The sequence below is a fragment of the Flavobacterium xueshanense genome, assembly GCF_900112975.1.
Lineage (GTDB): Bacteria > Bacteroidota > Bacteroidia > Flavobacteriales > Flavobacteriaceae > Flavobacterium > Flavobacterium xueshanense.
The window spans coordinates 1-17,728 of record NZ_FONQ01000006.1; the positions used below are offsets into that span (position 1 = coordinate 1).

23 protein-coding genes are annotated in these 17,728 nt (G+C 33.3%); 9 read left to right on the top strand and 14 right to left on the bottom strand.

Annotated features, from left to right (window positions below; all coding sequences use genetic code 11):
- The coding region (locus tag BMZ76_RS07275) for an IS30 family transposase (RefSeq protein ID WP_167547434.1) at nt 1–296 on the top strand (296 nt) is incomplete at its 5' end.
- A gap of 196 nt (nt 297–492) precedes the next feature.
- On the opposite strand, the gene BMZ76_RS07280 is transcribed toward BMZ76_RS07275, so the two are convergent.
- The 3 genes from BMZ76_RS07280 to BMZ76_RS07290 all read right to left on the bottom strand — a co-directional run bounded on the left by BMZ76_RS07280 (nt 493) and on the right by BMZ76_RS07290 (nt 2,824).
- Entirely contained in the window at nt 493–1,338 is an 846-nt protein-coding gene (locus tag BMZ76_RS07280) for a hypothetical protein (RefSeq protein WP_091204469.1), read from the bottom strand.
- Nucleotides 1,339–1,356: 18 nt separating this feature from the next.
- Nucleotides 1,357–2,175, bottom strand: coding sequence for a 3-deoxy-8-phosphooctulonate synthase (gene kdsA / locus BMZ76_RS07285; protein WP_091204471.1), 819 nt, complete (start codon nt 2,173–2,175; stop codon nt 1,357–1,359).
- Between the two features lie 199 nt (nt 2,176–2,374).
- A complete protein-coding gene (locus tag BMZ76_RS07290; RefSeq protein ID WP_091204473.1) occupies nt 2,375–2,824 on the bottom strand; it encodes a 2-dehydro-3-deoxyphosphooctonate aldolase in 450 nt (149 codons plus the stop codon).
- Between the two features lie 194 nt (nt 2,825–3,018).
- Here BMZ76_RS07290 and BMZ76_RS07295 point away from each other — a divergent pair, with 194 nt between their 5' ends.
- Both BMZ76_RS07295 and BMZ76_RS07300 read left to right on the top strand, forming a co-directional pair.
- The gene (locus BMZ76_RS07295) at nt 3,019–3,579 is read left to right on the top strand and encodes a YeeE/YedE family protein (RefSeq protein ID WP_091204712.1); all 561 of its coding nucleotides are present in this window, start codon (nt 3,019–3,021) and stop codon (nt 3,577–3,579) included.
- A gap of 44 nt (nt 3,580–3,623) precedes the next feature.
- The gene (locus BMZ76_RS07300; protein ID WP_091204475.1) at nt 3,624–4,040 is read left to right on the top strand and encodes a DUF6691 family protein; all 417 of its coding nucleotides are present in this window, start codon (nt 3,624–3,626) and stop codon (nt 4,038–4,040) included.
- A gap of 44 nt (nt 4,041–4,084) precedes the next feature.
- Here the strand turns inward: BMZ76_RS07300 and BMZ76_RS07305 are convergent, their stop codons facing one another.
- The 4 genes from BMZ76_RS07305 to prmA form a co-directional block, all read right to left on the bottom strand.
- Nucleotides 4,085–4,756, bottom strand: a complete 672-nt coding sequence (locus BMZ76_RS07305; protein WP_091204477.1) for a lysoplasmalogenase — start codon at nt 4,754–4,756, stop codon at nt 4,085–4,087.
- 9 nt (nt 4,757–4,765) lie between these two features.
- Nucleotides 4,766–6,037: a sterol desaturase family protein gene (locus BMZ76_RS07310; protein WP_091204480.1), complete on the bottom strand. Its 1,272-nt coding sequence runs from the start codon at nt 6,035–6,037 to the stop codon at nt 4,766–4,768.
- A 94-nt stretch (nt 6,038–6,131) separates the two neighbouring features.
- Complete coding sequence (locus BMZ76_RS07315; protein WP_091204481.1) at nt 6,132–6,407, bottom strand: ATP-dependent Clp protease adaptor ClpS; 276 nt, start codon at nt 6,405–6,407, stop codon at nt 6,132–6,134.
- Nucleotides 6,408–6,452: 45 nt separating this feature from the next.
- Complete coding sequence (gene prmA, locus BMZ76_RS07320; RefSeq protein WP_091204482.1) at nt 6,453–7,286, bottom strand: 50S ribosomal protein L11 methyltransferase; 834 nt, start codon at nt 7,284–7,286, stop codon at nt 6,453–6,455.
- A 95-nt stretch (nt 7,287–7,381) separates the two neighbouring features.
- Here prmA and BMZ76_RS07325 point away from each other — a divergent pair, with 95 nt between their 5' ends.
- Nucleotides 7,382–8,605, top strand: a complete 1,224-nt coding sequence (locus tag BMZ76_RS07325; RefSeq protein WP_091204485.1) for a porin — start codon at nt 7,382–7,384, stop codon at nt 8,603–8,605.
- 54 nt (nt 8,606–8,659) lie between these two features.
- On the opposite strand, the gene tpiA is transcribed toward BMZ76_RS07325, so the two are convergent.
- The 4 genes from tpiA to BMZ76_RS07345 form a co-directional block, all read right to left on the bottom strand.
- Nucleotides 8,660–9,412 carry a triose-phosphate isomerase gene (gene tpiA / locus BMZ76_RS07330; protein ID WP_091204488.1) on the bottom strand — a complete coding sequence of 251 codons (753 nt, stop codon included), beginning with the start codon at nt 9,410–9,412 and terminating at the stop codon, nt 8,660–8,662.
- 65 nt (nt 9,413–9,477) lie between these two features.
- Nucleotides 9,478–9,975 carry a TlpA family protein disulfide reductase gene (locus BMZ76_RS07335; RefSeq protein WP_091204491.1) on the bottom strand — a complete coding sequence of 166 codons (498 nt, stop codon included), beginning with the start codon at nt 9,973–9,975 and terminating at the stop codon, nt 9,478–9,480.
- A gap of 198 nt (nt 9,976–10,173) precedes the next feature.
- A complete protein-coding gene (locus tag BMZ76_RS07340) occupies nt 10,174–11,274 on the bottom strand; it encodes a BT_3928 family protein (RefSeq protein ID WP_091204493.1) in 1,101 nt (366 codons plus the stop codon).
- 19 nt (nt 11,275–11,293) lie between these two features.
- The gene (locus tag BMZ76_RS07345) at nt 11,294–11,839 is read right to left on the bottom strand and encodes a DUF1599 domain-containing protein (RefSeq protein ID WP_091204496.1); all 546 of its coding nucleotides are present in this window, start codon (nt 11,837–11,839) and stop codon (nt 11,294–11,296) included.
- Nucleotides 11,840–11,927: 88 nt separating this feature from the next.
- Between BMZ76_RS07345 and folP the strand changes: the two genes are divergently transcribed.
- Entirely contained in the window at nt 11,928–12,752 is an 825-nt protein-coding gene (folP, locus tag BMZ76_RS07350) for a dihydropteroate synthase (protein WP_091204498.1), read from the top strand.
- A 2-nt stretch (nt 12,753–12,754) separates the two neighbouring features.
- Nucleotides 12,755–13,387, top strand: a complete 633-nt coding sequence (locus BMZ76_RS07355) for a hypothetical protein (protein ID WP_091204501.1) — start codon at nt 12,755–12,757, stop codon at nt 13,385–13,387.
- A 43-nt stretch (nt 13,388–13,430) separates the two neighbouring features.
- On the opposite strand, the gene rlmH is transcribed toward BMZ76_RS07355, so the two are convergent.
- The 3 genes from rlmH to BMZ76_RS07370 all read right to left on the bottom strand — a co-directional run bounded on the left by rlmH (nt 13,431) and on the right by BMZ76_RS07370 (nt 15,054).
- The gene (rlmH, locus tag BMZ76_RS07360) at nt 13,431–13,904 is read right to left on the bottom strand and encodes a 23S rRNA (pseudouridine(1915)-N(3))-methyltransferase RlmH (RefSeq protein ID WP_091204504.1); all 474 of its coding nucleotides are present in this window, start codon (nt 13,902–13,904) and stop codon (nt 13,431–13,433) included.
- A gap of 116 nt (nt 13,905–14,020) precedes the next feature.
- A complete protein-coding gene (locus BMZ76_RS07365) occupies nt 14,021–14,512 on the bottom strand; it encodes a CIA30 family protein (protein ID WP_091204506.1) in 492 nt (163 codons plus the stop codon).
- A gap of 107 nt (nt 14,513–14,619) precedes the next feature.
- Nucleotides 14,620–15,054, bottom strand: coding sequence for a hypothetical protein (locus tag BMZ76_RS07370; protein WP_091204508.1), 435 nt, complete (start codon nt 15,052–15,054; stop codon nt 14,620–14,622).
- 358 nt (nt 15,055–15,412) lie between these two features.
- Here BMZ76_RS07370 and nadC point away from each other — a divergent pair, with 358 nt between their 5' ends.
- The 3 genes from nadC to BMZ76_RS07385 all read left to right on the top strand — a co-directional run bounded on the left by nadC (nt 15,413) and on the right by BMZ76_RS07385 (nt 17,726).
- Nucleotides 15,413–16,270, top strand: coding sequence for a carboxylating nicotinate-nucleotide diphosphorylase (gene nadC, locus BMZ76_RS07375; RefSeq protein WP_091204510.1), 858 nt, complete (start codon nt 15,413–15,415; stop codon nt 16,268–16,270).
- Nucleotides 16,267–17,175, top strand: coding sequence for a YihY/virulence factor BrkB family protein (locus BMZ76_RS07380; protein ID WP_091204512.1), 909 nt, complete (start codon nt 16,267–16,269; stop codon nt 17,173–17,175). Before nadC ends, BMZ76_RS07380 begins: the two co-directional genes overlap by 4 nt.
- A 122-nt stretch (nt 17,176–17,297) precedes the next feature.
- A complete protein-coding gene (locus BMZ76_RS07385; RefSeq protein ID WP_091204514.1) occupies nt 17,298–17,726 on the top strand; it encodes a DUF2147 domain-containing protein in 429 nt (142 codons plus the stop codon).
- Nucleotides 17,727–17,728: the final 2 nt, after the last annotated feature.

Here is a 17,728-nt window from a genome sequence, read left to right on the forward strand (position 1 = left end):
TTATAAATACAATAACTTCTGATAATGGGAAAGAGTTTGCGCAACATCAAGAGATCAGTTCGGCACTTGAAATAGATTTTTTCTTTGCCAACCCTTACAGCCCTTGGGAACGTGGTGCAAATGAAAATCTAAATGGATTAATAAGACAATACATACCCAAATCATCATCATTTGATGAAATAACTCCAGAGAAAATTATAGAAATACAAGAGAAATTAAACAATAGACCAAGAAAAAGATTTAATTTTGAAACACCTAATTTTATGTTTAATCAAAAAGTTGCATTTATAACTTGAATCCTGCGTATTAAAACTATCCAACTTGAAATAAACAAATCCGATGGTTAAATTTAACTAATTAAAATTTAAATAAAGAAAAAAAATCAAACAATTCAACGGTTGTTAATTTTATACTTTTTAGTTTATTTTAAGTGAAATTCATAAAAAAAGCCATCATAAATGACAGCTTTGATGATTTTTGAAAATGGATGAATTAAATTCTAAAAATTCCTCCCAATGCAATGATTCTCTGAAAAAAGAAAAAATCCTGTGAAGCACTGTCTTCGGTACTTTCCGTAGTTCGTATGTCCTGCATGTTAATATAGCCACCTTTAAGTTCTCCTTGAATATAAAAGTGTTTGAAAAAAGTAACATTTAAACCTGCTTTTAAAGAAGTTCCAAAACCTGAAACATGAAAATCATCGTGACGTTCTTTTCCTAACAAAGTTGTGTTTGTTTTTGGGTATAATAATCCAAAACCAACTCCCTCTGTTAAATTAATTTGAATTTTATCGGTATTTCCAATTTTGAAGATAGACGAAATATCATCATGTCGAGAAAACTCAGTATTCACATAATTTAAACCATCAGTGTGCTCGTATTTAAGAAATTCTTCAGTCAGAAGCACTTGATTATTGCCCAATAACTCATCATAAGATCCCGGATTTGGATAATACCCATTGATGTCTACGGCCTTATTTTGCGACATCACATATTTCATGTGATCTACGCCTATAGCAACACTATAATGATCATTTATAAAATACCCCATTCTAAAATTAGTTTGAGGAATGGTCATTCTAGCAGGATTAATATAGTCTACATGCCAACCTTTTGGTTTGTCGTGCGCTTGAACATTCTCTAAGGTAAAATCGTAATCTTTACCTCGAAAAGTTATGTCTGATTTGGAGTAACTGTCTCTGTTTCCTCCCCATGAAATAAAAAATTTCCCTTTGTTATGAGTTGAATATTTATCTTGAATTTCTGTAGTTTCCTGTGCAATTGTGTTATTAGTACATAAAATAGTAAGGAATGCGGAATATAATAAAAAATGTTTCAATGAATTTGGGGCCTAAATTTAAAATGTATCTATTGTTTTTCTAATCGCGACTAACTTGGTCATTAAGGATTCGAAATAATCCAAATGCAACATATTAGCACCATCGCTTTTTGCGTTAGCAGGATCAAAATGGGTTTCTATAAAGATTCCATCCACACCTACAGCAATACCAGCTTTGGCAATAGTTTCAATCATGTCTGGTCTTCCACCTGTTACGCCAGCCGTTTGGTTGGGTTGTTGCAGCGAATGTGTAACATCAAGAACAGTAGTGGCGTATTGTTGCATCGTAGGAATTCCTCTAAAATCAACAATCATGTCTTGGTAGCCAAACATCGTTCCTCTATCTGTAACCATCACGTTTTCATTGTGACAATCCAATACTTTTTGAACCGCATGTTTCATGCTTTCCGGGCTCATGAATTGTCCTTTTTTCAAGTTGACTACTTTTCCGGTATTGGCAGCAGCCACAACTAAATCCGTCTGACGCACTAAAAAAGCGGGAATTTGCAACACATCTACATATTGAGCCGCCATATCCGCATCTTCATTGGTATGAATATCCGTAACAGTAGGAACTTTAAAGGTTTCCGAAACTTTTCTAAGGATTTTTAATGCTTTCTCGTCTCCGATTCCTGAAAAACTGTCAATTCTAGAACGGTTTGCTTTCTTGAAAGAACCCTTAAAAACGAAAGGGATTTGTAAATTATCAGTAATACCAACTAATTTTTCGGCAATTCGCATCGCCATTTCTTCACCTTCAATGGCACAAGGCCCTGCGAGCAGGAAGAAGTTGCCACTGTCAGTATATTTGATTTGTGGAATATGTTGTAGGTTCATAATATGATTTTTTAAAGGTGCAAAGGTAGTTATGATTTACGATTTACGATTTACGATTTCCAAATAATTTCCCGCATTAACTTTTTTTTAGGAGCTGTTTCCTGCTGTCCGTTGCAATCTCCCTAAAAAATGGGAGGATTTTCACTTCCATCAGGGCTAGGGAATTGGTAAACATGGATGTTATGGGATTTTAAAGCGATTATTTTTTTAACGAAAGACCCACTGGAACCATCAAAATTCCTTTTTCATAGATGTTTAAATAAAGTAAAACTGGTTTCTTTTGACCTTCCCATTTTAATTCATAAACATCCAAAAATCCAGCACCCAACTCACTTCTTTTTGTTGGAAAGGGACAGCAGCTTTCTAGTTTGGTAAACGTGATTTTTTCACCATTGGGTCCCGCTAATGCATTCAAAAACCGACCTTGATTTATCGTTTCGTTTTCGGTGTTGTTAAAGAAAATATTGATTGGGTAATCTTTGTCGTATCCATATTTTTTGTCTTTACTATATTCGGTAATCACAAAAGTATTGTCTTTCGAAAGTGTAAGATTTGGCGCTTTATCATCTGTGTTTTTCAAAGTAGATTGTGTACTGGAGCAAGATGATATTCCAACTAGTAAAGCAATAAAAAGGATTGATTTTTTCATATTTAAAATAAATTTATCAGGTAAAATTTAAATAGTAATTACAATACCATGTAATTTAAATAATACAAATATAAACAGAACTTTAGACCTTACTGCGTGTTCCCGTAATAATTTGAATTCACACTTTTTAACCGTCAGCAGTATTTCTTCCAAAATTTCGTAAAATGCTTCTTATCTTTGCACAAAAAAACAATATGGATATTATTTTTCAAACATGGTCCTGGTATTTTTCTGGGTTTTTGATTGGTATAATTATGCTTTCTTTAATTTATTTCGGAAAGTCTTTCGGGATGTCTTCTAACTTGCGCTCGTTGTGTTCTATGGCTGGTTTAGGAAAACGAGTAGCCTTTTTTGATTTTGATTGGAAAGCACAACGCTGGAATTTAGTAGTCGTTCTAGGAGCTATGTTAGGTGGTTTTGTTGCCGTTCATTTTATGGGTGATGCTTCAAATGTGGCTATTAATCCAAAGACAATTGCACAATTAGCACAACTTGGTATCGAAGCTCCAAACGGAAAATTATTGCCGGATGCTCTTTTTGGAACAGCAATTTTACAATCTCCAAAAAGTATTTTCATACTGCTTATTGGTGGTGTTTTGATAGGTTTTGGTTCTCGTTATGCCGGTGGTTGTACTTCTGGACATGCAATTTCAGGTTTGAGTAATTTACAAATTCCTTCTTTAAAAGCAGTTATCGGATTTTTTATCGGTGGGTTGATAATGGTACATTTTTTATTGCCATTAATTGTAAAGTAGAAAATAGATAAGCTCTAATTATTTAAAAATTTAAAATATAAAGCATGAAAAATATACTAAAATATGTATTGGTTGGATTTATTTTTGGAATTGTACTGACCAAATCTGAAGCTGTTTCTTGGTATCGCATTTATGAAATGTTTCAATTTCAGTCGTTTCACATGTACGGAATTATTTCGGTGGCTATTTTGACAGGAATTATTGGTATTCAAATCATAAAAAGAAATAACATAAAAGACATCAAAGGAGAATCGATTGAAATTCCGGATAAAGAAAAAGGATCTGCACGATACTGGATTGGTGGATTGTTTTTTGGATTGGGTTGGGCTTTGGTCGGTTCTTGTCCAGGTCCTATATTTATCTTGTTGGGTGCCGGTTTTTGGACTGTTTCGATAGTGCTTTTTGGAGCACTTTTGGGAACTTATTTATACGGATTATTGAAAAGTAAATTACCTCATTAATCGAAAAATAACTTGTATCAAAGTAGCATTCTCCAGCGGAAATGCTACTTTTTTTTGTTTAATTTTAAAATCCCAATGACAATCATATATTGCGCAAGTAAATAGGTAGCCATAATCAGTAAGGAACTGTATTGCAACGGCGCATAGAATTTATCAAATGCCAAAAGACTATCAGAAGCTACAAAAACGATAGCGCCAATTAAAATATAGCTATTGGCAGGTTTTTGCCAGTTTAAGAATCCTTTGAGCGCAAATAATAACATGATTGAAATTGTCAGCGCATAAACAAAAACAGGAATTTTTAAGTCACCCAGACTTGGCAGTAAAATTAGCATCATTACTATTAAATAGAAGGCAATTGCGGTAACTCCAACCCAGAAAATGATTTTACTTTTCTTTAAATAAATCTTCAATTGTTTGCTGAATAGTATTATATAGAAAATATGCGAAAGTAGAAAGGCAATCAATCCTGCTATAAAATACAATTCTCCTTTGTCAGCGAACATCAAAATAATATCACCTACCCATGACAAAGTCAAAGCGGTTAAAAGAATTTTCTTAGTAGAGAACCTTTCTTGAAAATAAACAGCTAAAAGTAAAAACGGCAACAAAAAGGGTTTCAAAAACCAAGCTGTATTTTCATTACCAAAAAATAGAAACGAAAGATAAACAAGACTAAATCCGATAAAACTATTTAATATTACGTTGCTTTTCATCCGTTGTTTTTAAGATTGAGTTACAATCATTGTTTCTTTTTCGAAATTAATACTGACAAAATAAATAGTTACAATTAATGACAAGATAAGATAAACTGCGACAACATAACTCGCAAAAGGAAAGAGTTGATCCATGCCAAACCAATCTCCAAAATAGAAGATTAGTCCAATTCCGAATGTAAAACGAATACTTTCCCAGAATACAGAAATTTTCCGGGTATCCATTAATTCCGTGTAACTGTAAACGGTCAAGAAGATGAATGCGCCGTAAATAAATACATTTGGTAAACCTATTTTGGCAATGGAATTGTACATATAACTAATAAGTAACAATGTAATGATAGCTTGAAATAAGGACCAGTACATCAGTTTATTAGAATGTTGAACTCCATATTTTTCAAAATCATAAACATTGGTGATTTTGGTAACGGGATATTTCTCTTCAAAATTTTCTGGACGCCAGCCTGTTGGTTTAAACCAAATGGTAAACTTGTCTTTCCAGTTTTCCGCGCGCCAAGCATCTGTAATCATCAACCATAAATGCTGAAAATTAATCCTAATGGGATTCCAGGTTCTCGCTGGTCTCGTGATTCCAAAAACAGGTGGAACAGTTTCTAATTCCGCTTGAAAAGTACCAAACAATTTATCCCAAATGATGAATATCTGTGAATGATTCTTGTCCATATATTCTGGGTTAATGGCATGATGAACCCTGTGATGTGATGGCGAAACCAGTATGTTTTCCAGAAAACCAATTTTCTTTATGTGCTTGGTGTGATACCAGAATTGGAGGAATAAATGAATCGGCAAGGTTATCGCAATTACTTTGGAGGGAACTCCTAAAAGAGCAGCCGGGATCAATAAAAAGGTAAATAAATTGACAAAACTGGAAACAGGTTGGCGTAGGGCACAGGCCAGATTGAATTCCTCACTACTGTGATGAATAGCATGTTTGTTCCATAAAAAATTAATTTGATGAGACAAACGATGACTCCAATAGCCATAAAAATCAATAGCAATAAATCCAATAAAATAGGTGAAAATGGTAGCTTCAAGATCGAATAAAGCTATCTTAGATACAATCCAATTGTAGGAAACCAGCGTAATGCTAAGTCCCAAAACATCTTTTAGGGAGTTCACCATTCCAGAGCTCACACTGGAAACAGAATCCATGTTAGGTGACGTATCTTCCCCTTTGTAATGCCCATAAATTTTCTCTATGATAATCAATATCAAAAAGACGGGCATTACAAAAACTAAAATTTTACCGTATTCTTCCATAGGAACACTTTATTTTACTCAAATATAGAATAAAACAGAGTGTTTTTGAATTATTCACAGTAATTTATTTCTTAATGGGAAGTTCTTATTATTCTTAAATTATCTCTGCATTTAATCCTGCTTCTAATAATTGGGTGCATTGTGGTTTCAATTTGTCGTAAGGACCTGTTTTTACGGTACATTTACCATTATAATGCACAATTAATGAACATTGTTCTGCTTGTTCCGGAGTGTGATTACAAACGCGAATTAAAGTTTCAATGACATGATCAAAAGTGTTTACATCATCATTATAAACAATGATTTCGTTGTCTAAACTCACGGATTCTTTTACACTGACTCTCTCTCTTACTTTTTCTTTAGTACTCATTTTGTAAGTTTTTGTACTTTCGTAATTAATAAAAAAATAGTACCTCTAATTTACGAATTTTAAAGATACCCAATTGTTTCTTTCAAATTTTTTAACATACCTAAGACCTTTCTCGGTACACGAAGCGTCTATAAATGGTATATCTTCCTGATAAAACCCGCTTAGAAGTAGTGTTCCATTAGAATTTAAACTGTCTACGTAATTTTGCATGTCATTCAACAAAATATTCCTGTTAATGTTGGCTATAATTAAATCGTATTTTTTACCTTCCAATAGTGCAGCTTCACCTTCATAAACGGTAATATGTTTGCAATTATTGCGTCCGGCATTTTCAATGGAGTTTAAATAACACCAGTTGTCAATGTCAATGGCATCAATTGGTTGGGCACCTTTCATCTCTGCAAGAATCGCTAAAATGGCAGTTCCGCATCCCATATCAAGGGTTTTCATTCCGGTAACATCCATTTCCAACAAATGCTGAATCATCATGTGCGTAGTCTCATGGTGACCTGTTCCAAAACTCATTTTTGGCTCGATAACGATATCAAATTCGGCATTCGTTTTTGGGTGAAAAGGAGCACGTACGTGACAATTTCCTTCTACATCAATGGCTTCAAAATTCTTTTCCCATTCTTCATTCCAGTTTACTTGTTCAATTTCTTCAAAAGTATAATCAATCGTAAACTCTTTGGATTGTAAAATGTGGATATCTTCTAAAATAGTTTCATCCCATAAATCCTTTTGAACAAAAGCCGAAATCCCTGTTTCAGTTTCTGTGAAACTTTCGAAGGCTTTTTCGCCCAACTCTGCAATTAGTATTTCAGAGCCTAATTCTTTTGGAGTAACAGTAAAATGATACCCAATATAAATGTTTGACATGCTTATTTTTTTTGCAAAGGTAACAATCACTATTTAAACCGCATTTGTAAATCAAATTTTATTTTACATTTGCACCGTTAACGCACAACTTTACAATGAAAAAAATTATTTTATTTTTTGTTTTTCTATCCAGTTTTACCAGCATTGCTCAAGTTAATATAAAACAAAACAAGCAGGATAATGATTTAAAATTATCGGCACTTCCTTATTATAGTTTTGGTAAAGGAATTGGGATAACTTCACCTGACAGTCTATACCAATTAAACATTCGTTTTCGAATGCAAAACAGGTTAACTTATTATGAAAATGAAGATGAGAAAGGCGTTTACGATGGGCAAATCAGAAGATTACGTTTGCGATTAGACGGATATGTGGGAAATCCAAAATTTTTATACGCAGTTCAATTGTCATTTGCTCCGGGCGATGTTGGTGAAATTAGAGAAGGTGAGAACATAAATATTATCAGAGATGCAGTTGTTTTTTACAGACCTAATAGACACTGGAATATCAGTTTTGGACAAACAAAATTACCAGGAAATCGCCAGCGTGTGAATTCTTCAGGCGGATTACAGTTAACGGACCGATCGATTAACAATGCCAAATTTACAATTGACAGGGATTTTGGTTTTCAAGTTCACAATATGAACGAATTTAAAGATGAATTTTCCTATAATTTCAAAACAGCTATTTCAACAGGAGAAGGTCGAAATATCACGGGGAATACAGATGCAGGTGTTGCCTTAACTGGTAAGGTAGAGCTGTTACCGTTTGGAGCGTTTTCAAGAGACGGAACCTATTTTGAAGGGGATATTGTAAGAGAAAAAAAACCAAAATTGATGCTTTCAGGAGCTTTTCAGCAAAATAATCATGCCAAAAGAACTCAAGGTCAATTAGGGAATGATTTATTTGAAGCTCGTACTATGAAATCATTTATGCTTGATGTTTTGGTTAAATACAATGGTTGGGCCGCCATGTCAAGTTATATGTCGAGAACTACTTCAAAAAATGCCGTAACAGTAAATCCAAATGATATTTCACAATCTAATTTTGCTTACGTTGGTAACGGATTTGATCATCAATTGAGTTATAATTTTCCTTCCAATTATGAAATTATTGGCAGATATTCCACTCAAAAAGTTGGAGCGGATATCCGGACTTTGGCTCCAAATTCTAAACAATACACTATTGGTTTAACCAAATATGTTTGGGAACATACTTTTAAGTTGCAAAGTGAATTGACTTTTGATACTTTAAATTATTTTGACGGAAGCACAAAAAATAATTGGTATGTACGTTTTCAGGTGGAAATAGGAATTTAAAAAAAAAGCGGTGAAATAAATCATCGCTTTCTTTATAAAGTTTAAAAATGAGATTTATATAGCATTTACAATCGCAACAAAATCATCAGCTTTAAGCGCAGCACCGCCAATAAGACCACCGTCTACATCAGGTTTTGAGAATATTTCTTTTGCATTATCCGGTTTTACACTTCCGCCATAAAGAATAGATACATTTTCTGCAATCTCGCTTCCATACGCTTTACGAACTGTTTCTCTGATAAATTCATGCATTTCCTGAGCTTGTTCTGGTGAAGCTGTTTCTCCGGTTCCTATTGCCCAAACTGGTTCGTAAGCTAAAACAATATTATCCCAGTCTTTTGCTTCAATATGAAATAAACCGTCTCTTAACTGATTTTCTACTACGTTAAAATGATTTTTTGATTGACGGTCTTTTAATTCTTCTCCAAAACAAAAAATAACTCTCATGTCATGTTCCAAAGCTGTATTTACTTTGTTAGCAATCAAAGCATCCGTTTCATGAAAGATTGCTCTGCGTTCTGAATGCCCCAGAATTACAATGTCTACACCAACGCTTTTAAGCATATCAGCGGAAATTTCGCCTGTAAAAGCGCCACCTTCTGCTTCGTGAACGTTTTGTGCAGCTACGTCAATATTAGTAAATTCTAAATGATCAACAGCGGAAGCCAAGTTTATAAAAGTAGGAGCAACAATAACTTGAACCGCTGTGTCTGTTGGAATTTTTGCTATCAATTCATTTAATAAATCCTCCGTTTGCTCTGCATTTTTATGCATTTTCCAGTTTCCGGCAACAATCTTCTTTCTCATTTCAGTTGGGTTATATTTAGTTTTTGGCTATATTATTTAAAATTTTAATTGAATAATATAATGTATTATTTTAAACCTTTAAGGGTCTCATTGATTTTATCAAAATCGGTTTCTATGGCGCGGTATAAAACAATATTACCATTTTTATCCACAATGATGTATCTCGGAATCCAGTCTACGTCTACGGCTTTAGCAAATACACCTTTCATTTGGTCATTTGCCATGAAATGACCTCCTTGTAATTGGTGTTTTTCGATTCCGGCTTTCCATTTATCGGCGGTTTTATCCATCGAAATAAATAAGTAGGCAACGTCAGGATTATTAGCTTGTAATTCTTTTAGTTTGGGCATTGCTTTTACACAATCTCCACACCAAGAAGCCCAAACTTCTATTACCAAGGTTTTTCCTTTGTATTTTTTTAGTATATCCTGAAAAGCAACTTGGCTCCCGTCAGTGGCCAAAAGGGTTTCTGATAAAGCTTCTTTGGAGAATTTAGTTTTTTCTTTACTTGAGGTGCAAGAGAATGTTGCAAACGCAATCAGTAGTGCTATTATTCTTTTCATTTTCAATTTGTTTTTAACAAAGTTAAACAAACAATTTGAATGCGTTGTTAGCAAGAAGTAATTTTGAAAGCATTTTCCGAAAATCACAAAGCAATAACATTATAGTATTAAAATAATCGAAAGCATTTATAATTCCTTTTAAGTCCAAAGTCGTAAAGATATCCATTCGGGCTTCACGACTTTAAACAATATAACTTTTTAGAATTTTAAATCTTCAATATCATTGTGATGTACTTTTTGTAGGATGGTTCCTTTTTCAATCAAAATAATACTTGGGTTGGCTCTTTCAATCGTTTTTACAGTAATAGCATCACAAAAATAGAAGTCAAATGTCAATTTGAATTGGTTTTTTGCAACAGCTATTTCTTCTGCTGAAGATGCAGTCATACCAACTACTTTATAGCCTTTTGCTTTAGCTTCTTGATTCAGCTTTTCCATTTTTGCCATTCCACTGTGATCTGCTTTAACCAAATCATAAGCGGTTATTAAAATCAATTTTGGTTCTGCTAAAAATTCCTCTTTGTAATCGGAACCGTCTTTTTCCATTGTAAAATCATGAATAGGAGGAACGTACCCTTCAGTGATAACTTTGTCTTTTCGGTCAACAAATACAGCACCTTCAGGAATTGCCATTAACTCTTTTTCAGTGAATTCTTTATTGACACCGCCAACTTTGTAAATAAAGACCATTTCCACTACAGATTTCACAGCTCCGTCAGGAATTCGCATTCCTTTTTGAATATTGTTCCCTACTTTATAAGGTCGGAAATCGATTAATGGTAAATGGTTCAATACCCAAACTCCCATAAGCGAGGATAAAACGATATTGGCGTAAATAACTATGTTTTGTACATTATTGCTAAACAACGGTTTTACTAATTTTTGATTTAAAAATAATATCAGAATAAAGAAAAGTAAAACGATATCTTTAGTAAATGATTGCCAAGGTGATAGTTTTAAAGCGTCTCCAAAACAACCACAATCTTTTACCACGTTAAAATAAGCAGAATAAAAAGTCAGGAAAGTAAATAATACAATCAAGATTAATAAACTCCAAACAGTAAATTTTGTCTTATAACCAATAAGCAACATAATTCCCAAAACTACTTCAAGAATTACAAGGAACAATGCAATTCCTAATGCAAATGGAATGAAGAAAGGCATATTAAAAACAGGTTCACTGAAATATTCCGCTAATTTATAAGAGAACCCAATTGGGTCATTTAGCTTGATTAATCCGGAGATAATAAATAGAATTCCAACGAAAATTCTAGAAAATTGAGTAATTATATTTTTCATGTTTTGTTATTGCTTTTTATTATTTATTTCCAAAACCCATTAGAATCAACGCAAAAACCGAATAATTTATCATATCCTGATAGTTAGCATCGATTCCTTCAGAAACTAATGTTTTTCCTTTATTGTCTTCAATTTGTTTAACACGAAGTAGTTTTTGCAAAATCAAATCTGTCAGTGAACTCACACGCATTTCTCGCCAAGCTTCACCATAATCATGATTTTTGTCTTCCATTAAATTTTTGGTCAATTTGATTTTAGCATCGTATAATTCAGTCGCTTTTGCAACTTCTAAATCAGGTTGGTCTGCAACTCCTAATTCCAATTGAATCAACGCCATGATAGAATAGTTGATAATCCCAATGAATTCGCCCGCTTCATCTTCATCAATTTTGCGAACTTCGTTCTCTTGTAAGCTTCTAATTCTTTGGGCTTTAATGTAGATTTGGTCTGTCAATGAAGGTAATCTTAAAATGCGCCAAGCACATCCGTAATCTTTCATTTTGTTGATAAACAGCGCTCGACAAGTCGCAATTACAGTATCATATTCATTTGAAGTATTCTTCATTATTGGTGTATATTTGTATTCAAATTTTTTCAAAAATAAGATAATTTTTTTGAATGTAGAATTTTGAAGTCTTTAAAACTGTAAACGAATGACTATTAACGGCAAAGGATTACTTGTTGACTTAGCAACTCCCAAGGTAATGGGGATTTTGAATGTGACGCCCAACTCTTTTTTTGATGGTGGAAAGTATAAAAATGAAACTGAAATACTTGCTCAAGTCGAAAAAATGCTGTTTGATGGCGCAACTTTTATAGATATTGGTGCTTATTCCAGCAAGCCAAATGCAGAATTTGTTTCAGAACAAGAAGAAATTTCGAGAATTGTACCTGTTGTAAATTTGATTCTAAAACATTTTCCAGAAACAATAATCTCGATTGACACGTTTAGAAGTGAAGTGGCCAAAGCTTCGATTGAAAGCGGTGCAGCTATCATCAACGATATTGCAGCCGGAAATCTGGATAATAAAATGCTGGAGACAGTAGCAAAATACAATGTTCCGTATATTATGATGCACATGCGAGGAAACCCGCAAACGATGCAAACACTCACTGATTACAATGATATTGTAAAAGAAATGTTGTTCTATTTTTCTGAAAAAGTAGCGATGGCCAGAAGTTTTGGAATTAATGATTTAATCATCGATCCGGGCTTTGGCTTTGCTAAAACAATAGCTCAAAATTACGAAGTTTTTCAAAAAATGGAATTGTTTAACATGCTTGAGTTGCCACTTCTTGTTGGGATTTCAAGAAAATCCATGATTTATAAAACGCTTGACACTACAATAGAAAATGCGCTAAACGGAACCACGGTTTTGAATACTTTGGCATTGACTAAAGGAGCAAAAATCCTGCGTGTTCACGATGTAAAAGAAGCTGTGGAATGCGTTACATTATTCAATAAAATCAATTTATAAAGATGAAATATTTTACTCTGATTGTTCTTTTTACGCTATTTTCTTGTGGAAACAAAGAAGCTGTTTTATTGCCAAAAGCCAATACAACAATTGTCAAAAATGTTGTGGATCTTTCGCCAATCTATATTTTTTTCAGAACAAAAGATAAAGATACGCTGGCAGAAGTAAACCGAAAAAACAGTATTATTTCGACCAATTGGATTCTAAATGTTGACAAACGTTTGCCGTTGCGACTTACAATTCCGGAAATCATGAAATTGCAACAAAAAAAGCGTGAAGAAAAAGCACACAAGAATGAAAAGGCCGAAAATTATTATTCTTACGCCGATACGATTGGGAAAAACTTAGCCTTTATTCCTTTTACTAATGTGTATTACAAACTTGAAAAACCAAAGTCCGGAGTTGTGGTCTTTTTTACTAAAAACAATGAAATTCTAGTAAATGATATTATGGTAAAACAAGAAGAATTGCAAGCCTATTTGAATAAAGCACCAAATAACAAATCCATCCAATACATTTTTTGCTTTGATAAAAACTTGAATTTTGGAAGTTACATTCAAGATAAAATTTTCATAAATAGTTTAAAGTTGCCTTCATCGGAATTTAATATAAAACACGAAGAGTTTATTTTTTAATCAAATCAACTGAGAACTGATACTGATTATTGAATACTCAATTTTACTGGTGATGATACGGTTCGTTTCTCAAAATTGTGAAGCCGCGATACAATTGCTCTATAAAGAATAATCGCACCATTTGATGCGAAAAAGTCATTAAAGACAGTGATATTTTTCCTTGTGCTTTGGCATAAACGGTATCTGAAAATCCATAAGGACCACCAATTACGAAAACCAAAGTCTTTACTCCGGAGTTCATTTTCTTCTGTAATTCTTCTGAAAATCCTACACTGGAAAAGTTTTTTCCGTTTTCGTCCAACAAAATAAGTTGGTCCGTTGGTGTAATTTTCGCCAAAATCAGTTCGCCTTCTTTCTCTTTTTGTTGACTTTCGGATAAGTTTTTTACGTTCTTGATATCAGGAATAATATCTAAATCGAACTTAATGTAAAAAGATATTCGTTTAGTGTAATCGTCTATTAATGATTGTAAGGCTTTGTTATCAGTTTTACCGATAGCAATTAATTTGATGTTCATTTTTGTTGAATTTCAGAGGCGCGAAGATAGAAAAATTAACAGTTTCAAAGCATATTCTCTTTGATGAAAATTGATAATCTGACTTTAAGTTTGTATAATGCAAACTAAGATGATATTTATTTCACTTCAATGCTATCAATTTGTAATCGAAATGGTTCTTCTTGTTTATTACCTATCAGGAAAGCAATTTCCTCTAAATTAGAACCGTCATAGCTAGGTAGGTCTAGTTTTTGTCCTCTGAAAGCAGGATATAATTCGCTAATTGGAATTTCTATAGTTTGCCAATCGGTAGTAGTTTGAAAAGGAAATACATACGAATGGGAATCAGTTTGATGGGGCTTGACTCTAAATTGGTATTGTTTACCATCACCTTTAAGACGGATACAAATGTGTTTAGCATCTGTCAAATGAATTGGTTCACAAACATATTTTACGGAACAAAATCCGCCATTATTTTCTAATGAAACGCTGCCTTCAAAAGTTCCAGATCCATCGGGATTCAGATAGAATTTACTTTGAGATTTCCCGCCCATCACAGCGTCGTTTACAATTTTCCAATTGTTTAAGTCACTTTTTAAATCAAAATCAAAAATTAAAATTGGTTTCATAATAAAGGGGAAAATAAATTATTTAGTGCTAATTAAAGATTTGTGTAATGCAATATTTAAGATTTAAAAACAAAAAGTCGCGTCAACTTTTTAGCATTTACACCTAATTATTTCGGCAACGGAGCACCAACCGCAATATCACAGCGATGATTCGTTTGTCCGTGTGGCGGATTCATGCCTTCTGCGGTAGGCGTTGTTTCCGGTTGAGTTATGGTTTCTTTGTTAGCAGGAACCGCTGCGTTTTGTTGTGGAGTTGCTGGAGCAGTAGTCGTCGCCACAGAATTTAATGGTGCGCCGACAGCAATATCACAACGATGACCCGCTTGTCCATGAGCAGGATTCATTCCAGCTGCAACGGTTGTTGGCTGCGTATTTGTATTTTGTTGTTGTTCCGTGGAAGTTTTAGACTGACTTTGCATTTGTCTGCCAACCTCAGTAAAAGGAACTACATTTGTTGGAGTGGTATTTGATGTTTCTACTTCTTTTTTACAAGAAGTGAAAAGTAATGCTGTTACAAAAAAAAGGCTTAAAAAAGATTTCATATATAATGTTTTGATGACTATTCTCAAATATAAGATTTTAAATAATAAACGCCTAAATAAAAATTATTGATTTCGTAGAAACTTGTTTGGAATTAATCTGCTAAATCGTTATTTTTAGGTTGAAATCAATGAATTTGAGATAAAATTGATGGTGGCTTTTTCATAACTAAAAATCATAAAGTACTATTTGTTTTATAGCCATAATTATTAACTGAATGAAGCCACAAATTCTGATTTTGAGCTGTAGTTTTGTAAATAAAATAGATTCGTTTGCTACTTTTTCTTAAGAAGCCAGCTCGTAAATTTTCAATTCCACAAAATATGCATTACTTTAGCATTCTATAAATTTCCTATAAAAATGATTAGCGATATACAGTTCAAAAACGAGTTAGAGATATTGATACAAAATGCCATTCGGGAAGATGTTGGGCCAGGGGATTATAGTTCATTGGCTTGCATTCCGGCATCAGCAACAGGAAAAGCAAAACTACTTGTAAAAGAAGACGGCATTATTGCTGGTGTATCTTTTGCAAAAATGGTTTTTAAGCATGTAGACGCTAACCTTCAGATTGAAACTTTTATCGAGGACGGAACTACAGTAAAAAAAGGAGATATTGTTTTTCATGTTTCTGGAAGTTCGCAATCTATTTTGAAATCAGAACGTATAGTTTTGAATTCAATGCAAAGAATGTCGGCAATTGCTACTAAGACCAAAGAATATGTTCGTTTATTAGAGGGAACAAATACAAAAATTCTCGATACTCGTAAAACAACACCAGGTTTTAGAGCATGTGAGAAATGGGCAGTTAAAATTGGCGGAGGCGAAAACCATCGTTTTGCGTTGTATGACATGATAATGCTTAAGGACAATCACAATGATTTTGCGGGCGGAATTACTTTGGCGATAGCCAAAACCAAAGCATATCTCAAAGAAAACAATCTGGATTTAAAAATAATTGTGGAAGCCAGAAATCTGGATGAAATCAAAGAAATTTTGGAGAGCGACGGAGTTTACAGGATTTTAATAGATAATTTTAATTTTGAGGATACTAAAAAAGCAGTAGCTTTAATAGGTACAAAATGCTTGACAGAATCCTCCGGAAATATTAACGAAAACACGATTCGGAACTATGCGGAATGTGGCGTAGATTATATTTCGTCTGGCGCATTAACGCATTCTGTTTATAACATGGACTTGAGTTTGAAAGCATTATGAGCAAAGAAATTGAATTGAAACTACGAAGAATTCCAATTGTACGGAATCTTATGTTTGGTTTAAAAAAGATAAAACTACCTTGGTTAGAAGGTTTGTCTTTGTATGATTTGATCGAAATATATGGCCTTGGAATCATCGAAAGTGCATTAACTTATCACGCTAGTGCCATTGCGTTTAGTTTTTTTATGGCATTATTTCCTTTTGCATTATTCATTTTAAATTTAATTCCATTCATACCTATTGCAGGTTTTCAAGAAGATTTTTTGATGTTTGTTAAGGACGGAGTGCCGCCAAATACTTATGATGCAATTTACAAAATCATCAGCGATATTCTGAATAATAGTGATTCCGGACTGTTATCCTCGGGATTTATATTGTCGATTTTCTTGATGGCAAATGGATTAAATGGAATTTTAGGAGGCTTTGAAACCTCTCGTCATGTGCTTATCAAAAGAGGTTTTGTTCGTCAGTATGTAGTTGCATTGGGAATGTCATTATTACTGTCCTTATTGTTATTAGTCACAGTGGCAATAATCGTAGTTTTTGAAGTATTGATTCAGAAAACAGTCTTTAGTGATCAAATTCAATTAATCGTAATTGGCCGTTATGCTTTTGTTATTTTAATGATTTTAATGACCACGTCTATACTTTTCAAATTTGGTACAAAACACGATAAAAACCGAGCATTTATCTCGATAGGTTCTGTCTTTACAACCATTTTAATTATTTTGGATTCGTATTTTTTTGGGATTTGGGTCACAAAATTTTCACAATACAATGAATTATATGGTTCAATAGGAACATTATTGATTTTGATGTTTTATATTTGGATCAACTGTATGATTTTGCTGTTGGGATTTGAATTGAATGCCACAGTAAACAAACTAAAAGTAAAAAAAGAGTAAAGTATTAAATTAAAAATAGGTTCAAAATTAGGAGCTATTTCCTGCTATTCGTTATAATCTTTTCTTTTTTAAAGAAAAAAAGAAAAGGATTTCCACTGCTATCAGGGCTAAAAAAAGAAAAAATGAAAAAAACGATTACAATTCTGGCATTATTTGCTTCAATGGCTTTTTATGGTCAAAATCAAACTGTTTTCGGCAAATGGAAAACCATTGACGACGAGACGGGCAAAGCCAAATCAATTGTTGAAATCTATGAACGTTCTGGAAAAGTTTATGGAAAAATAATTGACATAATAGATGTTGAAAAGAAAAAAAGTTTATGTACTAATTGTACTGGTGATGAAAAAAATAAGCCAGTGATAGGACTTGTTATTATCAAAGGACTTGTAAAAGAGGGTAAAGAATACAATTCAGGAAAAATTCTTGATCCAACTACAGGGAAGCAATACAAATGCTTTTTAGCTTTGGACGGAAATGATAAATTAAAAGTTCGCGGATATATTGGTGTAGCCATATTTGGAAGAACACAAACCTGGAATAGAGTAAAATAATT